Genomic DNA, 22,323 nt, shown 5'->3' with positions numbered 1-22,323 from the left:
GCGCCAAACTACACGCCGGGCTGCGCTCCGAGGACGCCGTCCGGGGAGGTCAGCGCTCGTGCGCAGCCTCGAGCTGCAGCTTCGTGCGACCCGGATGGTTGGTGGCGACCCATTCGACACCGAGTTCGCGGCACAGCTCCACGTCGGTGGGGTCGTCGACGGTCCAGCAGTAGGTGGCGCGGCCCGACAGCGCGGCCCGGTCGACGAGGTCGCGGTGCTCGCGCAGCGTCGCGATGGACGGTCCGACAGCGGTGGCACCGACGGTGGTCGCAGCGCTGCCCCACAGGTAGCGGGAGGTCTCGCCGAGCAGCACGGTGGGCAGCAGCGGCGCCGCGCGCCGGATCCGCCACACCGCGCTCGCCGCGAACGACATCACCACCACCCGGGAGAAGTCGGCCGAGGCGGGGGTGGCGAGACCGAAGCGGGCCAGTTCGGCGAGCAGTTTGGCCTCGACGAGACCGCCGTAGCGGACGGGATGCTTGGTCTCGACGAACAGCTTCACCGGCACGCTCGTGTAGCCCATGACGAGTTCGAGCAGGTGCGTGAGGGTGAGGAGCGCGGCCGGTTCGCCGGGCCGCCCGTAGTCGAACTCCGACAGCTCGCCGAGGGTCATCTCGCTGACGACGCCGGTGCCGTCGGAGGTCCGGTCGATGGTGCGGTCGTGCACGCACACGAGATGCCCGTCGCGGGTGAGCCGCACGTCGCACTCGACGCCGTCGGCCCCTTCCTCGAGGGCGAGTTCGTACGCGCCGAGGGTGTGTTCCGGGCGGGTGGCCGACGCTCCGCGGTGCGCGACGACGCGGGGATGGGCGCTGCGCGTCACGGAACCACCACCTTCTCGGTCTCCCCGGTTGCCGCCGTGTCCCCCGACTCCGCCGTCTCCCCCGCCTCCGCCGTCGCCTCGGGCGCGCGGGCCGTGACCGGGACGATGGGGGCGATCGGCGACGACGCGGGTCCGGTGGCGTGGGTGAGACGCCGGCGCTGCAACGGGCGGCCCCACAGATCGGTGTCGTCGAACAGCCGCACGACGTGCAGCGCCGCCAGCGCGACGGCCGCACCGAGCGCCGCGAGCAGCGCGGTGAGCAGGACACCGTCGGCGCGGGCCTGCAGGCTGTCGCGCTGACGCCACATCAGCATCACCACGACGAACAGCCCGTCGGTCACCCACAGCAGCCACCACGTGCGGATCGCGCGGAGCAGGCGCGGATCACCGTCGGCGATCTCGGTGAGGAACACCCCCGGCATCGCGAGGTTCACGCCCGGCGTCACCAGGCCGATCAGCAGGGACAGCGGAGAGCGCGGGTCGGCGAGGCCGCGGGCGGCGTAGCGCTCCCGGCGCAGGGTGATCAGGCGCAGGCCGCAGGCGACCGCGGCGACGAGCGCGACGACCGGCCCGACCGTCTGGGTGGCCCACACCAGCGCGTCGGACACCGCCAGCACGAGCGGGTCGACGAGCCGGGTGCGGTTGTACAGCAGGATGCCGTAGCGCACGGCCTCGGCCAGGGCCGCGAGCCCGAAGACGGCCGCGGTCCCGGCGAGCAGGGTCGGGGCGAGACAGGCGAGGGTCTCGGCGCGGTCCGGTTCGTCGTCCTCCTGCACCGGAGGGTCGAGCAGTCCCCAGCGCGGCGGTTCGGGATAGGCGGGAGTCCCGTCGAGTACGCGGCGGCGCGGACGGCTCGCCGGTTCGGGGCGTGGTGCCGTGCTCCCCGCGGGCCGCGCGACCCAGCGGAAGTTGCGGCGGGAGGGCGGTACCGATCCGTCGGCGGTGGTCGGCGAGAGCAGCACGCCGTGGCAGGCCGGGCACCACTGCCGCGGCCGGTGGGTCACCGGCCAGCGGTTCTCGCAGCGCACACAGATCTGGTAGGCCGACATCAATAGATCTTCGCCGGTTCGTCACCCTCGCCGACGAGCGGCAGCCCGTGCTTCTGCCACGACACCATGCCACCGTCCACCTGGAACGCCTCGTACCCGATCTGCATCAGGTACCGAACGGCGCCGAGGGAACGCCCACCCTGTCGGCACACCACGTAGACCTCCGCATCGGGATCGATCTCCTCGATACGGGCGGGGATGTCGGCGAGGGGGATGTGCAGGGCCCCGGGTGCGTGGCCGAGCTGCCATTCGTCGTCCTCGCGGACGTCGAGGAGAACCGTGTCGTCGCCCAGAGCAGGGACACGGTCGACCGACACGGTGGGCACGTCGGAGAAGCTCACGATGTCAATAGTGGCACGCGGCGTGGGGCGATGCAGCCACGGTCGTGCGCACGGACCACACGCGGCAGCGGTTCCGCACCCTCGTGCCGGAGTTGCTCACAAGCCCCACGCGCAGGAGTTATCCACAGTTTCCACAGGTTCATCAACAGGTATATCCACCACGTGGGGAATTCGGCTCGAGAGACATCACAGCGACTCCCCCGCCACACCTGCCGACACCACCCACCGACCACTGAAATGATCGAAGGCATGGAACTACGGATCTTCACCGAACCCCAGCAGGGCGCCACCTACGACGATCTCCTCGCCGTCGCGCAGGCCGCGGAACGACTCGGCTACGGCGCATTCTTCCGATCCGACCACTACCTCGCCATGAACGTCGACGGCCTGCCCGGCCCCACCGATGCGTGGATCACCCTCGCCGGCCTGGCCCGCGACACCTCGACGATCCGCCTCGGCACCCTCGTCACCTCGAACACCTTCCGCCATCCCGGCCCGCTGGCGGTCTCCGTCGCCCAGGTCGACGCCATGAGCGACGGTCGCGTCGAGTTCGGTTTCGGTGCCGGCTGGTACGAGGAGGAGCACACCGCCTACGGCATCCCGTTCCCGTCGGTGAAGGAACGCTTCGACCGCTTCGAGGAATCGCTCGCCGTGATCACCGGCCTGTGGGAAACGCCCCTGGGCGAGACCTTCTCCTACGGGGGCACCCACGTGCGGATCGAGAACTCCCCCGCCCTGCCCAAGCCGCACCAGCGGCCGCGACCCCCGATCGTCATGGGTGGTTCCGGCAAGAAGCGCACCCCGGCGCTGACGGCCCGCTACGCCGACGAGTTCAACGTGCCGTTCAACTCGGTCGAGGAGACCGTGAAGCTGTTCGAGCGGGTGCGCGGTGCGTGCGAGGAGATCGGGCGCGACCCGAAGGAACTGACCTACTCGAACGCGCTGGTGCTGTGCTGCGGCCGGGACGAGGCGGAGATCGCGCGACGCGCAGCGCGCATCGGACGTGAGGTCGACGAGCTGCGGGCAAACGGCCTCGCCGGCACCCCGGGTGAGCTGATCGAGAAGATCCGCACCTACGCCGAGGCCGGTTCGCAGCGGATCTACCTGCAGGTTCTGGACCTCGCCGATCTCGAGCACCTCGAGCTGGTGGCGCAGGAGGTCATGCCCGCCGTCGCGGATCTGTAGGCCGCAGCGGAACGGGTCGGTGCCTGATCGACCCGGAACGGGTCGGTGCCTGATCGACCCGGAACGGGTCGGTGGCTGATCGACCCGGAACGGGTCAGTGGCTGCTGGTGGAGCCGAGGAACGCTTCGATCTCCCGGCTCCACTCGCGGCTGCGGTGCGAGTCGAGGCGCCAGCGGACGAGCGCGAACATGCTGACCAGGACGGTCGCGGTGAACGTCCACAGCGCGACCCCGGCCAGGACGGCGGTGAACTTCGCGGCGAAGGTACTCAGCGGCGGGTCGGCGTACTCCCCGGTGTCCTTGTCGACCCAGACCTGCACATCGCTGCCGGCGGGCAGCATGCCGTCGACCTTGATCACGGCGTGCCGCTGCGACTTGTTCCACTCCCAGGTGGCGGGAGCGGAGGCGAACTGGACGGTCTCGCCCCAGCCGGTCGCGTCGCTGGCCGCGGTCTCGTCGAGGGTCGCGGTGACGGTGGTCCGTTCCGCGTGCTGCTGCTCGGAGATCGCGAGCTGGGAGGTCCACATGGTGGCCGAGAGCCACACCGCGACCGGCACCAGGGCGACGAGTACCGCGAGGAGCAGTGAGAAGCATCGGGCTTCGATGCGATCGGCGTGACGTACGAGCGGATCCCGGCGGTGCAGACTCCGCCGGGTTCGCCGCAGATATCCCGTCGTGGTCGTCATATCCGCAGCCGTCCTTCCCCACCGAGCGTGTCTGTCATCCAGGATGCGCCCGGTCCTGGGGGAAGTTCAAGGAAACACAACCGATCTCACATTCGGGTGCGCGAAATCGGTCGTGTACGACCAGGACTCGGTTCGGTGCTGGTGAGGCAGGTCACGCACCGAGCCCGACGGGGCAGCTCACCCCCGTGGCGTGCACCGGGCAGTACCCGCCCGGATTCTTCGCCAGATACTGCTGGTGGTAGCCCTCCGCGTAGTAGAAGTGCGTGAGCGGGGCGATCTCCGTGGTGATCTGCCCGTATCCGGCCGCGGCGAGCCGCTCGCCGAAGGCTTCCTTGGTGGCCTCGGCGACCTCGATCTGCGATTCGTCGAGGGTGTAGATCGCCGAACGGTACTGGGTGCCGTGGTCGTTGCCCTGCCGCATCCCCTGGGTGGGGTCGTGGTTCTCCCAGAACTGCTGGAGGATGCGCGCGTAGGCGATCACCTTCGGGTCGAAGACGACGAGCACGACCTCGGTGTGCCCGGTGCGGCCGGAGCACACCTCCTCGTAGGTGGGGTTCGGGGTGTAGCCGCCGGCGTACCCGACTGCCGTCGAGTACACGCCCTCGAGCTGCCAGAACTCCTTCTCGGCACCCCAGAAACATCCCATGCCGACGACCGCCGTCCGCAGGCCCTCCGGGAAGGGCGGGAGGATTCGGTTGCCGTTGACGTAGTGGGTCTCCGGGACGGGCAGGGGTTCGGCACGACCGGGAAGCGCGTCCTCGCGCGTCACCATCTGCGACTTCGAACCGGCACGGGCCAGGATGTCGTCGAACCAGGACATGACCCGATGCTACGCGTGCGTCGCCTCGGCGGCCCGGCTCGCGGTTCCGGCCTTGTCCGGCGACAGCCAGCGGGCCTTGATCCAGCGTGCCGCCGGCACCTCGATACCGCGGTAGAAGACCTCCGCGACGAGACCGCAGCCGAGGATCACCAGCACGATCGCGCCGGTCATCCCCACGATCTCCACGGTGTTCTCGTAGATCCGGTACATCACCAGCGTGTGGGTGAGGTAGATGCAGTAGCTGCGGGTCGCGACCCACTCGACCACCGCGAGCCGCGCGAGCCGGCCGTCGTAGCGGGCGAACAGCACCACGGCGGCGAAGACGACCACGATCGTCCACAGATACCGGGTGCCCGCCCAGTACACCTGGATCTCGGTGGCCATGACGATCACGTAGAGCTGCGCGAACACACCCAGGATCAGCTGGCGCAGGGTGATCAGCGCGGCCCACCGCAGGTAGACGAGCTGACCCAGGAACAGAGTGGGCAGGGTCGCGGCGATCCGGGACAGGAACGGCACCGTGTACGGCTCGGGGACGTACAGGTTGTAGAGCAGCACCAGCATGCACAGCACCGCGCCGATCACCGGCACCGCGACCGGCACGGTCCGCAGCAGCGACCGGCCGGCGATGCACCACAGGTAGAAGGTGATCTGCGCGGCCAGCGTCCACACCACCCCGAGCACCACGACCTGCGGTTTCAGGAAGAACGCCCCGAGGAAGAAGGACAGGAACGCCTCGGAGTTCGACACCGTGGTGTGCCCGCTGAACATGCCGTTGATGCCGAGCCGCACGAGCACGATCGCGAGCAGGATCGCCGCCCAGAAGGCCGGCAGCAGACGCGCGGCGCGGGCGACGAGGAACTTCCCGCGGTCCTGCCGGATCGCCGAGCGGGTGACGAGCAGGCCCGTGAGCATCATGAACGCGGCGACGCCGACGAAGGACAGGTGCTGGTTGAGGCGGGCGCCCGCCACGAAGATGTCGTAGACGAGGTCGATGCCCCACCAGCCGGTGCCGAGGTCGTCGATCAGGTAGAAGGCGATGTGCGAATAGAGCACGGCCGCGACCGCGACGAACCGGATGATGTCGACGCCCGGCATCCCCACCCGCGGTGCCTCGGCCCCGCGTGTCGGTTCGTTCAAGAAGGGCCGAGACACGCGCCAATGTTAAGGTGCCGTTCACACGAGGGTCGCCCACGGTCCTGCAGCACGCACGTTTGTGCAGGTGGACGGGGTGGCGCGGCCGCCGGGTCCGTTTCCGGGGCGGTGCACGGTCCCCGGCGTTGCGGCGTGTCCGGATGACGGTCGATCTTGCGCACGGTGTACTTATGGGTTTGGGTGGAAACCCAAAAGGTACGGAAATAACCGCACGGGCCCTCGAGGCCCGCAGAGAAGGGACCCTTCGTGGCTGAGTACACGCTTCCGGACTTGCCCTACGACTACGCAGCGCTCGAGCCGCACATCTCGGCGAAGATCATGGAGCTGCACCACTCCAAGCACCACGCGACCTACGTCGCCGGCGCGAACACCGCTCTGGAGAAGCTGGCCGAGGCCCGTGAGAACGGCACCCTGGCCGCTCAGGCGACCAAGCTCGAGAAGGACCTGGCCTTCCACCTGGGTGGTCACACCAACCACTCCGTCTTCTGGAACAACCTCTCCCCCGAGGGCGGCGACAAGCCGGAGGGTGAGCTCGCTGCTGCCATCGACGACGCCTTCGGCTCGTTCGACAAGTTCCGCGATCACTTCTCGGCGAACGCCAACTCCATCCAGGGCTCCGGCTGGTCCATCCTGGCCTGGGACTCGATCGGTCAGCGTCTGCTCATCGTCCAGCTGTACGACCAGCAGGGCAACATTCCGATCGGCCTGACCCCGCTGCTCATGCTCGACATGTGGGAGCACGCTTTCTACCTGCAGTACCAGAACGTCAAGGCCGACTACGTCAAGGCCTTCTGGAACATCGTCAACTGGGCGGACGTGCAGGCTCGCTTCGAGCGCGCTCGCACCGCCACCAACGGCCTGATCGTCTAGATCCGGCCGGCGGTCGACGAGACCACCTCCGAGGGGCGCCGGGACACCGGCGCCCCTCGGCGCGTCTCGGGGCCTGTCACCGGCACACCCCTCCCCGCATCCGCGCGCCGGTTCGTCGTCCGCCGCAGAAATTCCCGCTGCGGATGAAGAATTCCGTAGCGAATTGTCTGGCACTCCACACCACTTGTGTGCCAACGGAGAAAACGGGCATTCTCGACTTACCGACCCTGAGGAAATTTCCTTTCGACCCAACGGGAGGGGTGTGACGAAGATGAACGACAACAGCCGGATCGAGCTGGCCGCATTCCATTCCGACGGGTCTCTGCGCGGGTTCGTCGTCTCCGGGCGATGGCCCGCGACCACCCGCGAGTGGGCCCAGGTCCTGGCGATGACGGTGCGGATCGCGTCGCTTCCGGGACTGCTGCCGACCTCGACGGTCTTCGAGGTCAAGGAGGAACTACCCGAGGACCCGATGCCGGGCACCGTCGGGCTCGTCGTCGCGGAGGGCCCGGTGCTGGGCGAGAAGGCCGTTCGACCGGGGCGTTTCACCGGCCATCAGCCACCGGCACTGATCATGCTGCACCCACCCTCGGAGACGACGCCGTCGCTGCCGGAGAACGTGGGTGCGGCATCGGGTTGTGTGCTGTTGCCCGGCATTCCGCATCTCGGTCTCGAGCACCGGGCGGCGTGGGTGGAGGCCGAGCCGGACGGGACGGTGACGTCGCTGGTGAGCAAGGTCGGGGTGGATCCGAACAGCGATCCCGACACCGCGATTCTGGCCATGCTGCTGGCGGCGTGAGGACGCCCGGGAAACGAGAATTCGGTTTTCCGAATTTTTGCATTTCGTTTACAGAACTCGTTTCCCGAGGTAATGTTCTGGGCCGCGAAGGGGAGTAGCCCCCAATCGCCGGGTCGACACACTGGCGGCGCGTCATCGCGCTTCCCGGCCCGGCGGACCGGAATCCACATCCGGTGGGCGAGACCTTCGGCCGTTCGACGCACCGTGCGCCGGACGTCCGGAGGAAGCCCCAGTTTTCCTCCGTCGAGAGGAGGAAACGCCGTATGTGGTCCGCACTTCTGCTGTCCTTCGCGGTCGTCTTCGTCGCCGAGCTCGGCGACAAGTCCCAGCTCATGGCGATGACCTTCGCCCTGCGTTATCGCTGGTGGGTCGTGCTGTCGGGCATCCTGTTCGCCACCACCGCGGTGCACCTCGTCTCCGTGGCCGTCGGCCACTATCTCGGGCTCGCGATCCCCGCCACCGCGATGTCGATCGTGGGCGGCGCGGCCTTCCTCTTCTTCGGTGCCTGGACGTTGCGCGGCGACTCCCTCGACGACGACGAGCAGTCCAAGGCGGCCAAGGTCACCCGCTCCGCCTTCCTCGCCGTGAGCTCGGCGTTCTTCCTCGCCGAACTCGGCGACAAGACGATGCTCGCCACCATCACCCTGGCGGCCGACAACAACTGGGCCGGTGTGTGGGTCGGTTCCACGGTGGGCATGGTCGCCGCCGACGCCCTCGCGATCATCGTGGGCGCCGTCCTGGGTCGTCACCTGCCCGAGAACGCCATCCGGCTCGGTGCCTCGGCACTGTTCTTCGGGTTCGGCGCCTGGATGCTCGGTGAGGGCATCTTCCCCGACGCGCCCGTCGTGGGCCCGGTCGCCGGTGCCGGGACGCTGCTGGTCGCCGCGGTGGCGATGTGGGCGTTCCAGCGCCGTTCGCGCACCGTCGAGCCCACCCCCTCCCCCGAGCCCGTGCGTCGCTGATCACTCGCGCGATCCCTGCCGATCGCCCACGAACGGGAGTATGCTTGCCGATAGGCAAATGAATTCCGGAGGTGGTTCCGTGTCCACGAATCAGGACCCCGCCCCTCGATACGACGCTCCCCCGTTCGACGCCGAAGACATACATCGCCTTCGCATCGCACTCGGCCGCATCTCCCGCCGCATGGGGATGTTCGCGTCCGAGGAAGGGCTGACCCGATCCCAGGCGACGCTGCTCACGACGGTCGCGCGCCACGAGACGATCGGCGTCCGCGAACTCGCGGAGATCGAAGGGCTCAACCCCACCATGTGCTCGCGCATGGTGGGCAAACTCGAGGAGACGGGTCTGCTCACCCGCTCCCCCGACGCCGACGACAAGCGCGTCGTCCGCGTCCACATCACCCCCGCCGGCGCAGCCCTCTCGCACCAGCTGCGCGACCGGCGCACCGCCCTGTTCGCCCGGCACCTCGCAGATCTGAGCGACCGGCATCTCGCCGCCCTGCACGAGGCTCTGCCCGCCCTCGAGGCCCTGTCGCAGCACGTCGCCGACTCCGGCCCCGCCGGCGCGCGCTGCTGTGAAAGGGCACGCCCGTGACGGTGCTCGACGACATACGCGGACAAACCTTCGCCGCCCTGAAGGGCCCCAACTTCCGCCGCTACATCAGTGGCCAGGCCGTCTCGCTGATCGGCACGTGGATGCAGACGGTCGCGCAGTCCTGGCTCGTCCTCGAGCTCACCGGCTCGGCCACCGCCATCGGCGTCGTGCTCGCCCTGCAGACGGTGCCGATGCTGCTGCTCGGCCCCTACGGCGGGGTCGTCGCCGACCGCACCGACAAACGCCGGCTCATGATCTTCCTGCAGTCCCTCATGGGGGTGCAGGCCCTGCTCCTCGGCCTGCTCGTCGTCACCGACACCGTAGCGCTGTGGCACGTCTACGTGCTCGCGGTGATGCTCGGCCTCAACCAGTGTTTCGAGAACCCGGCGCGGCAGTCGTTCATGCTCGAGATGGTCGGCCCGAAGGACCTGCGCAACGCGGTGAGCCTGCAGTCGGTGCTCGCCTCCTGCTCGCGCATGATCGGCCCGGCCGTCGCCGGCATCGTCATCGCTGCCGGTGGCCTCGGGGTGTGCTTCCTGCTCAACGCCGCGAGCTTCGTCGCCGTCATCGCCTCGCTGGTGACCCTCGACGTGTCGAAACTGCAGCCCTCCCCGCCCGCCGCCCGCGCGAAGGGACAACTGCGCGAGGGTCTCGCCTACGTACGGAACGACGCCGACCTCGCGGTGCCGCTGCTGATGATGGCGCTGGTCGGCTGCCTGGCCTTCGAGTTCCAGGTGGTCCTGCCCATCGTCGCCGACCACACCTTCGACGCCGGTGCCGGCGCGTACGGTCTGCTCACCGCCGCAATGGGCGCCGGATCGGTGGTCGGTGGCCTGGTGATCGCCACCTGGGGCCGCACCGGCACGAAACCGCTGGTGGTCACGGCTCTCGCGTTCGCCGTGGCCATGGGCATCGCGGCCGCCGCCCCGAATCTGACCGTAGTGATCGCGACGATGGTGGTCGTGGGTGCGGTGAGCACCGCCTTCACCTCCACCACCAACAGCACCCTGCAGCTCGCGTCCGCGCCGACCATGCGCGGGCGGGTCATGGCTCTGTGGTCGGTCGCCTTCCTCGGCTCCACCGCCGTGGGCGGCCCGATCGCCGGCTGGGTGTGCGAGCAGTGGGGTGGCCGCGCCGGGCTGCTGCTCGGTGCCGTCGCGTGCCTCGTCGCCGCGGCGGGCGGGGTGTTCGCCCTGCGCCCACGCGTCCCCACCCGCGCGGCTCTGCCGCCCGCGACCGGCTAGTGTGCGTGGCGTACGACACTCGTATGCCGTAAAGGCTCGGACTACAGGAGATTCGAACAGTGCAGATTCAGGGATCCGCCGCGCTGGTCACCGGGGCCGCTTCCGGCCTGGGCGCCGCCACCGCACGCCGTCTCGTCGAAGCCGGTGCCACGGTCTACGGGCTCGACCTCCAGCAGTCCATCGACCGCGTCGGTGACGCCGCCCCCGAGGGGGTCACCCTCATCGCCACCGACGTCACCAGCGGCGAGGAGGTCCAGGCCGCCGTGGACCGCATCGTCGAGGCGGGCGAGCCGCTGCGCATCGTGGTCAACTGCGCCGGTGTCGGCTGGGCCGGCCGCATCCTGTCGAAGAACGGCCCGCACGACCTCGAGCTGTTCCGCACGGTCATCACCGTGAACCTGCTGGGCACCTTCAACGTCATGCGGTTGGCCGCCGACGCCATCTCGAAGACGGAGCCGGTCGACGAGTCCGGCCAGCGCGGCGTGGTCGTCAACACCGCCTCGGTCGCCGCCTTCGAGGGCCAGATCGGCCAGATCGCGTACTCCGCATCGAAGGGCGGCGTGCACGGCATGACGGTCCCGGCCGCCCGCGACCTCGCGCAGTTCGGCATCCGCGTCAACACCATCGCCCCCGGTATCGTCGACACCCCGATGCTCGCCGGGGTCACCGAGGAGTACCGCAAGGGCCTCGAGGCGGGCGTGCCGTTCCCGTCGCGTCTGGCGAAGCCGGCCGAGTACGCGCAGCTCGTGCAGATGATCGTCGAGCACGATTACCTCAACGGCGAGACCATCCGCATGGACGGCGCCCTGCGCATGGCCCCGCGGTAAGCGGACGCGTCTGCTACTCCGTGCGCGTTCCCGGCGGTTCCGGCCTCCGGGAACGCGCACGTTCGTTCGTGGAGGCGCTCGCCCGGCTCACAGCAGGCCGGTGAGCCGCGACGATCCCTCGACGAGGAAACGCACCAGTTCCGGATCGGGCTGCACCTTCGCCGCCGACCCGTGCAGGTAGAGCCCGCCCACCACGAACGACGACGAGTCGCGGACCGGGACGGCCAGCGCCGACCGGCCCGGGCGGGTCTCCTGGTGTTCGTGCGCGTAACCGAGCGTGACCACGTCGCGTAGTTCGCGGCTCAGCGAATCACGGTCGCAGATCGTGAACTCGGTGAGCCGCCGCAGCTCCGGTTGCGGGCACACCCCCGGTACGTGCGCGAGCATCAGCTTGCCGATGGCATTGGCGTGCAGGGTCTTCGACAGGGTCGTGATCGCGACGATCTCGTGGTCGGGATCCTGGTCGACGAACCGCAGCCGGCCCCCGGCGAACGACGCGACGTGCAGACCGAAGCGGGTACATCCCCGCAGGTCCTCCATCACGTCGTGGAGTGATTCCGAGGGATTCGATTCCGCTGCGGCGTGGGCGAGTTCGGCGGTGCGGCGGCCGAGCGCGAAACCCGACAGGTCCGGTACCCGCACGAGATAACCGTCGGCGACGAGCAGGTTCAGCATCCGGTAGGCCGTCGCCGGGGGCACCCCCGCGAACGCGGCGATCTCCTTCGCCGTCGTGCCGGGTCCGAGTTGCGCGACCGCCTCGAGCATCCCCAGCGCCTTCTGCACGGCATGGGGTTGCCGTCCTCCGAAGGTCGCCTCGGAGGACCGGATCGGCACGTGGGCGGTCACATCCGCTCCTCCGGTGCATCCCCCGCGACGATCCGCCGACGTCCCTGCTCGTCGACGATGAGTGTGCCCGCTCCGGGCAGCAGATCCGCGGTCTCGACGGTGTCGAAGACACCGATGGTCGCCAGGCTCTGCGGCCGCAGCCGGCGCAGCACCGCACGCCACAGCGGACCCGCCGCCCCGAGGACGACGAGTGCCACCGGCACCGCGAGCGATCCGTGGATACTGCCGTCGACGGCGGAGAAGGCCAGCAGGCCACCGCCGAGCAGCGCGACGAACACCGACGCGCCGCGGGTCCACCACATGTCCTCACCGATGCGGTGCAGGAACCGCAGGGACGCCACCGCGACGAGCGTGTACGCGGTGACCAGCGCGACCTCCACCACTGCGTCGAACTCGGTCGATTCGTCCTGCAGGAACAGCAGGTACAGGCACGCACCGAGGATGTTCGCGGAGACGAAGGCGGCGACGGCGACGCAGGGGGTGCGCAGCGTCCCGTGGACCCGGGCCAGCGCAGCGGGCAGTACCCGCTCGACCCCCATGGAGTACAGCAGCCGCGACCCGGCCTGGGCGCAGCCGAGGGTCGAGGCGAACCACGAACACGCCATGCCGACCTTCACCGCGAGCACGATCGACCACGACGCACCGGAGTCGAGGCCGTCGAAGTACGCCCCCACGATCAGCTCTCCGCGCCCGGACAGCGAGGCAACCGCGGCGAAGACGAACAGCGCCCCGACGACGAGCGGGGTGACGAGCACGGTGCGGCTGACGGTGACGAGCGGACGCCGCGCCTCGGGACCGAAGAAGGCCGCGCTCTCGAAGCCGGCCATGGACAGCACCGTCATGAGGGCGAGGAAGGGCAGCAGGCTCAGCGACGACGCGGACGGTTCGACGCCGGTCGCACTCCCCGACGGCGCGACCAGCATCGTGGCGACGATCAGTACCAGCGAGCACGTCTCGACGAGCAGGATCGCCCGGGTCGCGAATCGCACGCCGCGGACGGCGATCAGCGCGACGATCCCGCCGAGCACCACCGCCGCCATCAGCCAGGCCCCGGCGCCGGGCAGATGCAGCCCGACGAGTTCGGCGAGGTCCAGCACCGTGAGGGCGCCGTGCGCGAGCACGGAGATCGCGATTCCGAGATATCCTGCGAGGAGCGCGGTTCCGGTCACCAGCGCAGCGCGTGTACCGAGCCCCTGGGAGACGAAACTGTAGAGTGAACCCGCGGCGGCCAGTCGCCGCGTGAAGCCCGTGATGCACAGCGCGACGAGCACGACGACCGCGGTGGTCACCGCGATGGTGACGACACCGCCGAATCCCGGTCCGCTCACCGTCATCCACAGCGCGATGAACACCATGCCGGTCGCGGGCGCGATCGTCGACAGCGATTGCCCGATGAGGTCGAGCTGGGACAGTTGCCGACGCCCGAGGGCGCGTAGCGGCGAGAACACCTGATCCGCGGCGGGTTCCGCGGCCTGTGCACGATCGATCGCCGCCCGAAGTGCTGCCGTCACGATCTGAGTCCTTTCGCCGACCCGGTGTTCCGGGACGCTAATGGCGTTCTGTTACATCCGGGTTACCTGTGGGAACGGCGTACGTGTCCCGAGTGGGAATCCGCTCGGCGGAAGGATGCGACGGGCGTCACGCCACCCTCCCCCGCACATTCCTCTCTCCGGAAAAAAGCACGTCACAGACTCGCGATCGGCCGCAAACCCGTGCTGTGCGTTCTCGTTCGGGGTGCGGTGTTTCGTTTCCCGGCCGTCGCATGTGCGACTCGAGAACACAGCACGATGTGTCCATCCCCACCTGCGACGCGTCACCGAGGCCGTCGTCGAGGTCCCGAAGCGATACGGAAGGAGTGGTCGCGCACATGCTGTGGGTGCTGATCGCATCGATCGTCGGCGGCACGCTGTTGCTCGCCGGCGCCCCCAAGGTCCGGGACCGCCAGGCCCTGCTGCGCACCGTCCGCGGATACAAGCTGCTGCCGGCGCCGCTCGAACAGGCGGTGTCGTTCGCCCTCCCCTGGGTCGAGATCGTCCTCGGTCTCGCCCTGATCACCGGCATCGCCGGCCGGATCGCGGCGGCCTGCGCCACGGCACTGTTCGCCTGCTTCTTCGCGGGCCTGTCGATCAACCTCCTGCGTGGACGCCGCGATCTGGACTGCGGCTGCTTCGCGTTCGGGTCGCACGACGTGCCGCGGATCGGCTGGTTCCACGCTCTGCGGGCCGGGGCCTTCGTGCTCGTCTCCGTGGGTCTGGCCGTCGTCCCCACCGGCGACCCGTCCCTCGGGGAACACCTCCTCGCCGTCGCGCTCGCCGCACTGGTGCTGGCCGTGGTCGTCGCCGCGGTGCAGTTGCGGTCGGTCGTGCATCCGGGCCGACGTCCGGTGGATGCCCACCTGACGAAGGCCTCGATCGAACTCCGCGCCGCATCGACCCTGTCGCGGTACTGACAATCCGAACGGAGAAAAACAGTGGACACCTTCCTCCTGATCGCGGTCATCGTGCTGGCCGTCGCCGTCGCGGCGCTGTTCCTGATGCTGCTCGCCCTGGCCCGTGAAATCGGCCGTGTGCAGGTGCGTCTCGGCCCCCTCGGCGCCCGCATGATGGACACCGGCCCGAAGATCGCGCAGGTCGGACCGAGCTTCCGCGGTCTGCAGGACCACCTCGGCCGCGAGGTCGGCGTGGGCGGTCACCGCGACAAGCCGCAGCTGCTGCTGTTCACCGCGCCGTCCTGCTCGACCTGCAAGAGCCTGCTTCCGGGCATCAAGGCCATGGCGAAGGCCGAGAAGGACCTCGAGGTCGTCATCATCTCCGACGGCACCCCCGAGGAGCACCAGGCGTTCCTCGCCGGGTCCGGTATCGGTTCCGAGCTCAGCTACGTCGACGCCCGTGACGTGGGCATCGCCTACCAGGTGGGCACCACTCCCTACGGCGTGATCCTCGACGAGCACGGCAAGATCCAGGCCAAGGGTCTGTGCAACCACATGGCTCAGGTCGAATCCCTCCTCAACGCACTCGAATCCGGAACGCCGTCGCTGCAGCACCTGCACGAGGCGGCCAAGGCTCGCGCCGCGGCAGGTCTGTGATCTGCGGGCGCCGACCGCGCCGTCGACACGGGCGGAATCTCATCACCCTCACGAGATCGGAGTACGTCCTTGGAATTCACACACTCCTCCGGTGAACCGGAGATGCACGAGAACCGATATCCGGTGGACGAAGCCACCGTCAAGGAACAGGCCGAGTGGATGGCCGGCCGCGGTGGCTCCTTCATCGGACGCACCGGCCGCCGGATGTCCGAGCGGGTCTCCCGCCGCTCGCTGATCAGCAAGATCGGCCGGTGGACGATGGGCGTTTCCGGTGTGGCACTGATCAGTTCGCTTCCCGTCACCCGCACCGCCCTGGCCCAGGAGCCGCCGGCTCCGGAGCCGTCCGCACCCGAACCGCAGGTTCCGGTCTACGACGGCAAGGATCCCGCCGAGTGCGAGTACTGGCGCTGGTGCAACATGGACGGCACCTCGTGTGCCGCCTGCAACGGTGGCGGTGTCACCACCTGTGCGCCGGGAAGCCGTCCCGGAGCGGAGTTCTGGGTGGGTTGCTGCACGCATCCCGACACCGGCAAGACCTACCTGATCGCCTACTACGACTGCTGCGGCGCTCCCTCCTGCTCCAACGCGTTCTGCGGCGAGCCCGACATGCAGGCCATCATGTACAACCCGGTCTCCGGCAGCTACGACCAGGAGATCATCTGGTGTGTGTCCGACGAATCCCAGTCGTACACCTGCACGATGGCACCGATCATCGGCGAGGACTGCCAGACCCGTCCCGCCGCACGACCGAAGGTGGGCGCCGGATCATGAAGCGCACCTCACGGGCGGTCGCCGCGACCGTCCCCCTCGCTCTCGCACTGTCCCTCGCGGCGTGCTCGAGCGACGACGACAGCACCTCGTCCGCCGCATCGGGCGAGGTCACCTATCCCACCGTCCCGTACACCACTCCGGGGGAAGGGATCTCGCTCGGTCACGACGACCAGGAGATCGGCGACACGATCCCGGAGCCGGTGCACGTCTCGGAGATCGAGCCCGCGAGCGAGCAGGATCTGTTCGCGGTGCTCAGGACCCCCGGTGGACTCGAGATCGGCGTCAACATCCTCGACCCGGTGACCGGTGTCGCGGGCAGCCGTATCGTGGTGGGCCCCGGTATCTGGAGCCCGGTCATCCACGGCTTCGTGGGTGAGTCCTCCTCCGATCCCGCGGTGATCGCGGGCGAGGTGTGGCGTCCCCGCGGCTCGCGTGGCCAGGCCGATTTCACCGTCACCACCTACTCGGGCGACCTGCTCGATCCCGCCGAGATCGAACTGCCCGACTATGCGCGCCTGCACTCGCGCAACGGCTCGAGCGCCGTCACCTCCGACGGCAAGTACTTCGTGTCGTGGGACGACGGCCTGTACGGCGTCCGCGTCGTCGACCTCGAGGCCGGCAAGGAGAGCGGTGCACTGCAGATCATCGGCTGCGGTCCGTTCACCTGGCTCGACGGTCACGAGCTCTACAGCGTCTGCGAGGACACCCGCGAGCTGATCCAGATCTCCATCGACGACTCCGGTGTCCCGAAGGAGACCGCGCGTTCGAAGGTGCTGCCCGACGACTTCGTCAGCAACCGCACCGTCACCTGGGCGGCGGACGCGAAGAAGGCTCTGCTGGTCAGCGCGACCGGCGACGTGTTCGTCTTCGACTTCTCGAACGGTCTGCCGTCCGAGCCCGTCGCCGCCATCGGCAACGCCGGCCAGGACAGCGGCCGGTTCGCGGAGAACGCCATCAACAACACCGGCGACCGGATCGCGATCGGGTACACCGACACCGACATCCACCCGCACTCGATTCGCGGCGGCGACACCGTGAAGATCGACCTGTTCGACGCGGCGAACTTCGCGCCGATCCGCAGCCTCGACCTGGCGGCGCTGGGCCTGACGAGCATCGACTCGATGGCCTTCTCCGTCGACGGGAAGATCCTGTACGTGGTCGGTTCGGGCCCCGAGGTCGACGGCGAGTCGGCCCAGCGGATCGTCGGTGTGTCGGCGAGCGACGGCAACCAGGTGAGCTCGGCGGAGGTCACCGGCACCGTCGACGACATCCGTTCGCTCCTGACGCCGCAGGTGATCCGATGACACGACCCGGTACCGGGCTCGTGCTCGACCGTCGACGCTTCCTCCGCCTCGGTTCCCTCGGGGCCGGGGCGGTGGGGCTCGGCGTTCTCGGGTTCGGCACCGCCGCCTGCAGCTCCGGTGCCTCCGGGTCGCAGGCGGCGGCAGCCGAGCTCGACTACATCCTTCCCACCGATCCCGAGGTGGCGGCGGCCGAGTCGGCCCGCCCCACCTCGGGGGCGACGGCCTCCTTCGCGCTCGCTGCGGGGGTCGGGGCCGTCGACCTCGGTGGGCGGATCGTGAACACGTGGACCTACGGCGGTGCCGCCGTCGCACCCGAACTGCGGTTGTCAAAAGGCGATCGGGTGCGGGTGTCGGTGGACAACGGCCTGCCGCAGGAGACCACGCTGCACTGGCACGGCATCCGGATCCGCAACGACATGGACGGTGCCGCTCCGGTGACGCAGGACCCGATCGCCGCCGGCGGGGGCACCTTCGAGTACGACTTCGTCGCACCCGATCCCGGTACCTACTGGTACCACTCGCACAGCGGGCTGCAGGCCGACCGCGGCCTGTTCGGGGCCATGATCATCGAGGATCCGAACGACGCGACCGGCGCGGACGCCGACGCGGTGCTCGTGCTCGATGACTGGGTCGACGGGCTGGGCACCACCCCCGACGCGGTCATCGCCGCGCTCAACCCGCAGGTGGCCGGGCACGGTCACGGCGGGCACGGTGGTGCGGTGGCGGAGTACACGGACGCCGACGCCTCGGTGGCGGAGCAGATCACCTCGGCCGGGCACGGGGACTCGTCGGTGCTCGGTGGCATGACGCAGCACATCGCGTACCCGCTGCACCTGATCAACGGCCGCCCGCCGAACGATCCCGCGGTGGTGGAAGCGGCTGCGGGACAACGGTTGCGGCTGCGGATCATCAACGCCGCGGCGGAGACCCCCTACCGCTTCGCCGTGGCCGGTCACGAACTGACCGTCGTCGCCGTGGACGGTTTCGACGTGCAGCCGACGACCGCCGACACCGTGATCCTCGGCATGGCGCAGCGGGTGGACGTGCTCGTCACGGTCCGCTCGGGTGCCTGGCCGGTCGTGGCGAAGGTGGAGGGCCGCGACGGCTACGCGTCCACCGTGCTGCGATCCCACGACGCGGTTCCGCTGTCGAATCCCGATGTGGGAGGAGACATCCCCGAGCTGAGCGGACGCCTCGTGCTCGAGAGCGAACTGCGGCCCGTCGAGGCGGTGAGGCTCGAGCAGCGGGAGGTCGACCGCGACTACCGCGTCGAGCTGATCCAGGCCGGCGATCGCTACGTGTGGGGCATGGCCGGTCCCGACGCCGGACGTCTGGTGATGAAGGAGGGTGAACGGATCCGGATCACGATGGTCAACTCGTCGCCGATGTGGCATCCCATGCACACCCACGGCCACACCTTCGCCGTACCGAGCTACGGCGGCCTGCGACGGGACACCGTCAACGTGCTTCCGGGCACCGAACTCGCCATCGAGTTCGACGCGGACAACCCGGGCGAGTGGATGTTCCACTGCCACAACGCCTACCACTTCGAGGCAGGAATGACCGCGAATCTGCGGTACATCCGGTGAGAGGAAGAGATATGAGGAAGATTCTTTCCGCCGCAGCGGGCGTCACGCTCGCCGTGGGACTGCTGACCGGATGCAGCAGTTCCGGCTCCGACGAGCCCGCCGTCGTCATCGAGGTCTCCAACATGTCGTACAGCCCGGCCTCGGTCACCATCGAGAAGGGCCAGACCGTGCAGTGGCACTTCGACGACTCGGGCCTGCCGCACGACGTCGCGGGCGAGGGCGAACTCGAAGGGAAGCTGAAGAGCGAGCTGCTCACCGAAGGCACCTACGAGTACACCTTCGACGAGGCCGGCACGTTCACCTACCACTGCACGCCGCATCCGGCCATGGTCGGCACGATCATCGTCCAGTGATGCGGATCCGGTGGGGCGTGGCCGCTCTCGCGATGCTGGCCGCGACCTCGTGCGCCGGCTCCCCCACCGGACCGGATGCGGAGGTCGTCGTCCGCGACGTGCACTTCGCACCGACGGACGTGACGGTGCCGGTCGGCGGCACCGTCCGGTGGACGTTCGACGACGGCGGGGTCCTGCACCACGTCGGCTCCGAAGGTGAGTTCGACAGCGGCATCACCGCCGAGGGCAGCTACGAGCACACCTTCACCGAACCGGGCGTCTACGAGTACCACTGCTCGGTCCACCGGTACATGACCGGAACCGTCACCGTGACCGGGTGACGGACAGCGACGTCCGTTCCCGGCCACACCCTCATCAGTACGACAGCCGTCACAGGTACGACACCGAAGGAGCACTGTCATGACGGAAACACTCGTGCGTGAGCCGCTGGCTCACCCACCCCTGAACGTCGACGTACCCGACATACGTCCGACCCTCGAGCGGGCCGTCACCCGTAAGGCCCGCACCGGCCTGATCGCCGGCTCCGCCGTGGTCGGCGCCGCCGCCGGTCTGGTCGCCGCACCGTCGAACCCGGCGGCGATGACCGCCGCCGTGATCGCGACCGGCGCGGTGACCGCTCTGGCCGCCAACTGGTCCACCTGCGGCATGTCGGTGGCCGGCGTGGTCGCCGCCCCGAAGCAGCCGGAACGTCGCGGCTCGTCGACCCCGATGCGTCGCCTCGGCTGGCACGCACTGGGCTCGCTCGCCACGGGCATCCCCACCGGCGCCCTGTTCGGTGCCGTCGGCGCCCTCGTCGCCGGTTCCGTGCCGTGGGCGTGGATGCTCGCCGCCTGGGGTGTCATCGCCCTCGGCTACGGCCTGCACGAGCTGGGCATGATCACCCTGCCGACCCCGATGCGGCGGCAGCAGCTCCCCCGCCACCTGCGGCGCACCATGGCGCCGTGGAAGGTGTCGCTGCTGTTCGGCGCGCTCATCGGGCCGGGCTTCATGATCTTCATCCGGTCCAGCGCGTACTACCTGCTGGTGCTCGGCATCATCGCCTCGGGTTCGCCGGTGCTCGGTGCCGCGATGTTCGCGACCGTGAGCCTCGGCCGCTGCATGCCGAGCGTGCTGGCCATCGCGCACACCCGCCAGGGTGGCTCGATGCCCGGCTTCCTGTCGGCGATGTGCGTGATCGACCGCCGGGTGCAGACGCTCACCGGTGGTGTGCTGATCGCCCTGGCCGCGTTCGCCCTTGCCGCTCTGGTCTGACGGCGCGTGCGTGGTTCCGGTGGCCCACACCGCCGGAACCACGCACGGGGCACCACACCGGCAGGCGTGGAGCGCCCTACAGATCCTCCACGAACGGGATGTCGAGGACGGCCCGGTCGGACATCCACTCCCGCAACACCTTCGTGGCGATGACGTCGTCCTCGTTGTACTCGAGCAACCGCACCCGCTGCGCCGGATCGGGTTCCCCGGCCATGCCGACGGCCTCCCTGTACCAGGCCATCGACGCCTCGCCCCCGGCCTCCGCGTCACGCCAGTGGTGCCCCGCGATCGGCGCGATCTTCTTGAGTCCCTTGCCGTTCGGGCACACGAACTGATCGGTGACCGCCTGGAAGATGTCGACCCACTCGTGCGAGTCGATGAACGCCTTCACCTCCGCGAGCGCCGGCACCCCCGGACGGCCCTGGAAACGCCGCGCCGACGACAGCAGCCACTTGTCCTCCGCCGACCGCGAATAGCAGTAGGCGGCGAAGGTCCTCCCCTTGCGTTCGGCGGTACGCCGCTGGTCCGACAGCCAGCGCCAGAACTCCGCGAACGACCGCGCCTCGTCGTCGGTGGGCACCGGATCCCAGGTCACGAACGGCCGGTACTCCGAGTCCGGACCCGAGTTCAGCAGCGTCCCCCACAGATAGGCGCCGTGCTCGTGGAAGCTCTCCATGTCGATGTCCACCTCGACGTCCGCGCGGTGGACGTGCACGTGCCGGTAGCGCCGCACCAGCGGTGCGTCGGCGAGCCACGCCCGCGCGATGACCACCGCGTCCTCGAAGGACCCCTGCGGCCACGTCTCCGGCGGCTCCCCCTGCCAGCGGGCCAGCCCCTCGATGGTGTGGACCTCGAGCTCGCGCAGCACCTCGGCGCGCTGCCCCGGCGCGACCAGCGACACGTCCCGTGTGCGCGTCAGCTCCGCGCGGCAGCGGTCCCACCACGGGCACGTCTTGCACTCACCGATCTGCGACGGCGTCGTCGGCACGCGGCCCCGCGCGATCTCCAGCCGGTCGGCCAGCCGCGCGTCGTAGTCCTCGAGGATCGTGTCGAGATCGTGCACGAGGATGCAGTCACCGGCGTAGCCGATCGCGCCCGCGACCTTCGCGGGGCTGGCGAGCCCGTGCCGCTCGAGCATCCGGTACAGGTGCGCGACCCGCATCTGGTCCCGCACCTGGCTGCGCACCTTGCGGGTCTCGTCGACGGCGGGTTTCCACTCGAACAGGCCGCTGGTGGTCGCGCCCTGCCCGGGATCGGTGACCTTGTGGTTGACCACGATCACCGGGATGTAACCGCCCCGCTCGACGTCGCGCAGCAGGATCTCGGACCGGCCGCGGCGGCCGGTGGCGGGATCGGTGGGCAGCACCGCACCCCAGATGCGGTCGGCGCCGGCCCGGCACGCCTCGAGGGTGCGCGCGGCGCGGCTCGCCATCGTCCCCTCGGGTGCGATGAGCGTCCAGCCGTCGGGGTGCTCGTCGAACAGTCTCCGCCGGACCGTCTCGCGATGTTCCGCCGCCGCTTCCTGCCGCTGCCGCGCCCCCGAGTTCTCCGGCGCAACCGCGAGTTCTTCGGGGAAGTTGGCGTCGAGATAGACCCGGTGGCGGCACCGCGTCAGCGCAGCGGCCTCGAGGACCACCGCCGTGCTCTGTGACTCCTCGCGGCCGGGCCGCGGGAGGTCTTCGGTTGCCTCCACAACGTTCCAGGGTATTCCCTGAACCGGCGAAGGCTCGCACCAGCATGTCCACGTTAGGCTGGCGCGAGGCGCCGGAGCG

Annotated in this window: 24 protein-coding genes; 15 read left to right on the top strand and 9 right to left on the bottom strand. The window is 69.4% G+C overall.

Features of this window, described 5'->3' with window-relative positions:
• Window positions 1–49: 49 nt before the first annotated feature.
• From OED52_RS00695 to OED52_RS00685, 3 genes are read right to left on the bottom strand one after another with little or no spacing between them, the layout of a single operon-like run.
• On the bottom strand, window positions 50–823 hold the full coding sequence (locus tag OED52_RS00695; RefSeq protein ID WP_264152820.1) for a glycerophosphodiester phosphodiesterase family protein: 774 nt from the start codon (window positions 821–823) through the stop codon (window positions 50–52).
• Complete coding sequence (locus OED52_RS00690; protein ID WP_264152819.1) at window positions 820–1,872, bottom strand: DUF4328 domain-containing protein; 1,053 nt, start codon at window positions 1,870–1,872, stop codon at window positions 820–822. The genes OED52_RS00695 and OED52_RS00690 overlap by 4 nt, the downstream gene beginning before the upstream one ends.
• Window positions 1,872–2,213: a rhodanese-like domain-containing protein gene (locus tag OED52_RS00685; protein WP_264152818.1), complete on the bottom strand. Its 342-nt coding sequence runs from the start codon at window positions 2,211–2,213 to the stop codon at window positions 1,872–1,874. The genes OED52_RS00690 and OED52_RS00685 overlap by 1 nt, the downstream gene beginning before the upstream one ends.
• Window positions 2,214–2,462: 249 nt before the next feature.
• On the opposite strand from OED52_RS00685, the gene OED52_RS00680 reads away from it, so the two are divergent.
• Window positions 2,463–3,398, top strand: a complete 936-nt coding sequence (locus OED52_RS00680; protein ID WP_264152817.1) for an LLM class F420-dependent oxidoreductase — start codon at window positions 2,463–2,465, stop codon at window positions 3,396–3,398.
• 94 nt (window positions 3,399–3,492) lie between these two features.
• Here OED52_RS00680 and OED52_RS00675 read toward each other — a convergent pair whose 3' ends face one another.
• From OED52_RS00675 to OED52_RS00665, 3 genes are all read right to left on the bottom strand, one after another.
• Window positions 3,493–4,083: an Rv1733c family protein gene (locus OED52_RS00675; protein WP_264152816.1), complete on the bottom strand. Its 591-nt coding sequence runs from the start codon at window positions 4,081–4,083 to the stop codon at window positions 3,493–3,495.
• Between the two features lie 151 nt (window positions 4,084–4,234).
• Window positions 4,235–4,903, bottom strand: coding sequence for a peptide-methionine (S)-S-oxide reductase MsrA (msrA, locus tag OED52_RS00670; protein ID WP_264152815.1), 669 nt, complete (start codon window positions 4,901–4,903; stop codon window positions 4,235–4,237).
• A 9-nt stretch (window positions 4,904–4,912) separates the two neighbouring features.
• Entirely contained in the window at window positions 4,913–6,007 is a 1,095-nt protein-coding gene (locus OED52_RS00665; protein WP_264154796.1) for an acyltransferase family protein, read from the bottom strand.
• A gap of 297 nt (window positions 6,008–6,304) precedes the next feature.
• Between OED52_RS00665 and OED52_RS00660 the strand changes: the two genes are divergently transcribed.
• The 6 genes from OED52_RS00660 to OED52_RS00635 all read left to right on the top strand — a co-directional run bounded on the left by OED52_RS00660 (window position 6,305) and on the right by OED52_RS00635 (window position 11,352).
• The gene (locus OED52_RS00660) at window positions 6,305–6,928 is read left to right on the top strand and encodes a superoxide dismutase (protein WP_264152814.1); all 624 of its coding nucleotides are present in this window, start codon (window positions 6,305–6,307) and stop codon (window positions 6,926–6,928) included.
• A 271-nt stretch (window positions 6,929–7,199) separates the two neighbouring features.
• Window positions 7,200–7,727: a peptidase gene (locus OED52_RS00655; RefSeq protein ID WP_264152813.1), complete on the top strand. Its 528-nt coding sequence runs from the start codon at window positions 7,200–7,202 to the stop codon at window positions 7,725–7,727.
• Window positions 7,728–7,990: 263 nt separating this feature from the next.
• On the top strand, window positions 7,991–8,689 hold the full coding sequence (locus tag OED52_RS00650) for a TMEM165/GDT1 family protein (protein WP_264152812.1): 699 nt from the start codon (window positions 7,991–7,993) through the stop codon (window positions 8,687–8,689).
• A 181-nt stretch (window positions 8,690–8,870) separates the two neighbouring features.
• On the top strand, window positions 8,871–9,281 hold the full coding sequence (locus OED52_RS00645) for a MarR family winged helix-turn-helix transcriptional regulator (protein ID WP_264152811.1): 411 nt from the start codon (window positions 8,871–8,873) through the stop codon (window positions 9,279–9,281).
• Window positions 9,278–10,525, top strand: coding sequence for an MFS transporter (locus tag OED52_RS00640; protein ID WP_264152810.1), 1,248 nt, complete (start codon window positions 9,278–9,280; stop codon window positions 10,523–10,525). Before OED52_RS00645 ends, OED52_RS00640 begins: the two co-directional genes overlap by 4 nt.
• A 59-nt stretch (window positions 10,526–10,584) precedes the next feature.
• A complete protein-coding gene (locus OED52_RS00635; RefSeq protein WP_264152809.1) occupies window positions 10,585–11,352 on the top strand; it encodes an SDR family NAD(P)-dependent oxidoreductase in 768 nt (255 codons plus the stop codon).
• Between the two features lie 87 nt (window positions 11,353–11,439).
• Here OED52_RS00635 and OED52_RS00630 read toward each other — a convergent pair whose 3' ends face one another.
• Window positions 11,440–12,198, bottom strand: coding sequence for an IclR family transcriptional regulator (locus OED52_RS00630; protein ID WP_264152808.1), 759 nt, complete (start codon window positions 12,196–12,198; stop codon window positions 11,440–11,442).
• Window positions 12,195–13,709 (bottom strand): APC family permease, encoded by a 1,515-nt coding sequence (locus OED52_RS00625; RefSeq protein WP_264152807.1) that lies wholly within the window; start codon window positions 13,707–13,709, stop codon window positions 12,195–12,197. The genes OED52_RS00630 and OED52_RS00625 overlap by 4 nt, the downstream gene beginning before the upstream one ends.
• A 356-nt stretch (window positions 13,710–14,065) precedes the next feature.
• On the opposite strand from OED52_RS00625, the gene OED52_RS00620 reads away from it, so the two are divergent.
• The 8 genes from OED52_RS00620 (at window position 14,066) to OED52_RS00585 (ending at window position 20,551) form a co-directional block, all read left to right on the top strand.
• Window positions 14,066–14,647, top strand: a complete 582-nt coding sequence (locus OED52_RS00620; RefSeq protein WP_264152806.1) for a MauE/DoxX family redox-associated membrane protein — start codon at window positions 14,066–14,068, stop codon at window positions 14,645–14,647.
• 21 nt (window positions 14,648–14,668) lie between these two features.
• Window positions 14,669–15,283, top strand: coding sequence for a redoxin domain-containing protein (locus OED52_RS00615; protein ID WP_264152805.1), 615 nt, complete (start codon window positions 14,669–14,671; stop codon window positions 15,281–15,283).
• Between the two features lie 102 nt (window positions 15,284–15,385).
• Entirely contained in the window at window positions 15,386–16,054 is a 669-nt protein-coding gene (locus OED52_RS00610) for a methylamine dehydrogenase light chain (protein ID WP_264152804.1), read from the top strand.
• The gene (locus tag OED52_RS00605; RefSeq protein ID WP_264152803.1) at window positions 16,051–17,358 is read left to right on the top strand and encodes a hypothetical protein; all 1,308 of its coding nucleotides are present in this window, start codon (window positions 16,051–16,053) and stop codon (window positions 17,356–17,358) included. Before OED52_RS00610 ends, OED52_RS00605 begins: the two co-directional genes overlap by 4 nt.
• Window positions 17,355–18,947, top strand: coding sequence for a multicopper oxidase family protein (locus OED52_RS00600; protein ID WP_264152802.1), 1,593 nt, complete (start codon window positions 17,355–17,357; stop codon window positions 18,945–18,947). The genes OED52_RS00605 and OED52_RS00600 overlap by 4 nt, the downstream gene beginning before the upstream one ends.
• A gap of 11 nt (window positions 18,948–18,958) precedes the next feature.
• A complete protein-coding gene (locus tag OED52_RS00595; RefSeq protein WP_264152801.1) occupies window positions 18,959–19,300 on the top strand; it encodes a cupredoxin domain-containing protein in 342 nt (113 codons plus the stop codon).
• Window positions 19,300–19,620, top strand: coding sequence for a cupredoxin domain-containing protein (locus tag OED52_RS00590; RefSeq protein WP_413247695.1), 321 nt, complete (start codon window positions 19,300–19,302; stop codon window positions 19,618–19,620). Before OED52_RS00595 ends, OED52_RS00590 begins: the two co-directional genes overlap by 1 nt.
• Before the next feature lie 79 nt (window positions 19,621–19,699).
• Window positions 19,700–20,551, top strand: a complete 852-nt coding sequence (locus OED52_RS00585) for a methylamine utilization protein (RefSeq protein ID WP_264152800.1) — start codon at window positions 19,700–19,702, stop codon at window positions 20,549–20,551.
• A 76-nt stretch (window positions 20,552–20,627) separates the two neighbouring features.
• On the opposite strand, the gene OED52_RS00580 is transcribed toward OED52_RS00585, so the two are convergent.
• Window positions 20,628–22,187: a TM0106 family RecB-like putative nuclease gene (locus tag OED52_RS00580; protein ID WP_413247779.1), complete on the bottom strand. Its 1,560-nt coding sequence runs from the start codon at window positions 22,185–22,187 to the stop codon at window positions 20,628–20,630.
• Window positions 22,188–22,323: the final 136 nt, after the last annotated feature.

Origin of the sequence: Rhodococcus sp. Z13 (assembly GCF_025837095.1) — a bacterium.
Lineage (GTDB): Bacteria > Actinomycetota > Actinomycetes > Mycobacteriales > Mycobacteriaceae > Rhodococcus > Rhodococcus sacchari.
This window is presented reverse-complemented; position numbering and strand designations above follow the sequence as displayed.

Bases quoted from the DNA above. Each gene is read 5' to 3' on its own strand.
- OED52_RS00690 (WP_264152819.1), bottom strand. From the start codon at position 1,872: ATGTCGGCCTACCAGATCTGTGTGCGCTGCGAGAACCGCTGGCCGGTG.
- OED52_RS00680 (WP_264152817.1), top strand. From the start codon at position 2,463: ATGGAACTACGGATCTTCACCGAACCCCAGCAGGGCGCCACCTACGAC.
- OED52_RS00675 (WP_264152816.1), bottom strand. From the start codon at position 4,083: ATGACGACCACGACGGGATATCTGCGGCGAACCCGGCGGAGTCTGCAC.
- msrA (WP_264152815.1), bottom strand. From the start codon at position 4,903: ATGTCCTGGTTCGACGACATCCTGGCCCGTGCCGGTTCGAAGTCGCAG.
- OED52_RS00655 (WP_264152813.1), top strand. From the start codon at position 7,200: ATGAACGACAACAGCCGGATCGAGCTGGCCGCATTCCATTCCGACGGG.
- OED52_RS00650 (WP_264152812.1), top strand. From the start codon at position 7,991: ATGTGGTCCGCACTTCTGCTGTCCTTCGCGGTCGTCTTCGTCGCCGAG.
- OED52_RS00645 (WP_264152811.1), top strand. From the start codon at position 8,871: ATGGGGATGTTCGCGTCCGAGGAAGGGCTGACCCGATCCCAGGCGACG.
- OED52_RS00620 (WP_264152806.1), top strand. From the start codon at position 14,066: ATGCTGTGGGTGCTGATCGCATCGATCGTCGGCGGCACGCTGTTGCTC.
- OED52_RS00610 (WP_264152804.1), top strand. From the start codon at position 15,386: ATGCACGAGAACCGATATCCGGTGGACGAAGCCACCGTCAAGGAACAG.
- OED52_RS00605 (WP_264152803.1), top strand. From the start codon at position 16,051: ATGAAGCGCACCTCACGGGCGGTCGCCGCGACCGTCCCCCTCGCTCTC.
- OED52_RS00600 (WP_264152802.1), top strand. From the start codon at position 17,355: ATGACACGACCCGGTACCGGGCTCGTGCTCGACCGTCGACGCTTCCTC.
- OED52_RS00595 (WP_264152801.1), top strand. From the start codon at position 18,959: ATGAGGAAGATTCTTTCCGCCGCAGCGGGCGTCACGCTCGCCGTGGGA.
- OED52_RS00590 (WP_413247695.1), top strand. From the start codon at position 19,300: ATGCGGATCCGGTGGGGCGTGGCCGCTCTCGCGATGCTGGCCGCGACC.
- OED52_RS00585 (WP_264152800.1), top strand. From the start codon at position 19,700: ATGACGGAAACACTCGTGCGTGAGCCGCTGGCTCACCCACCCCTGAAC.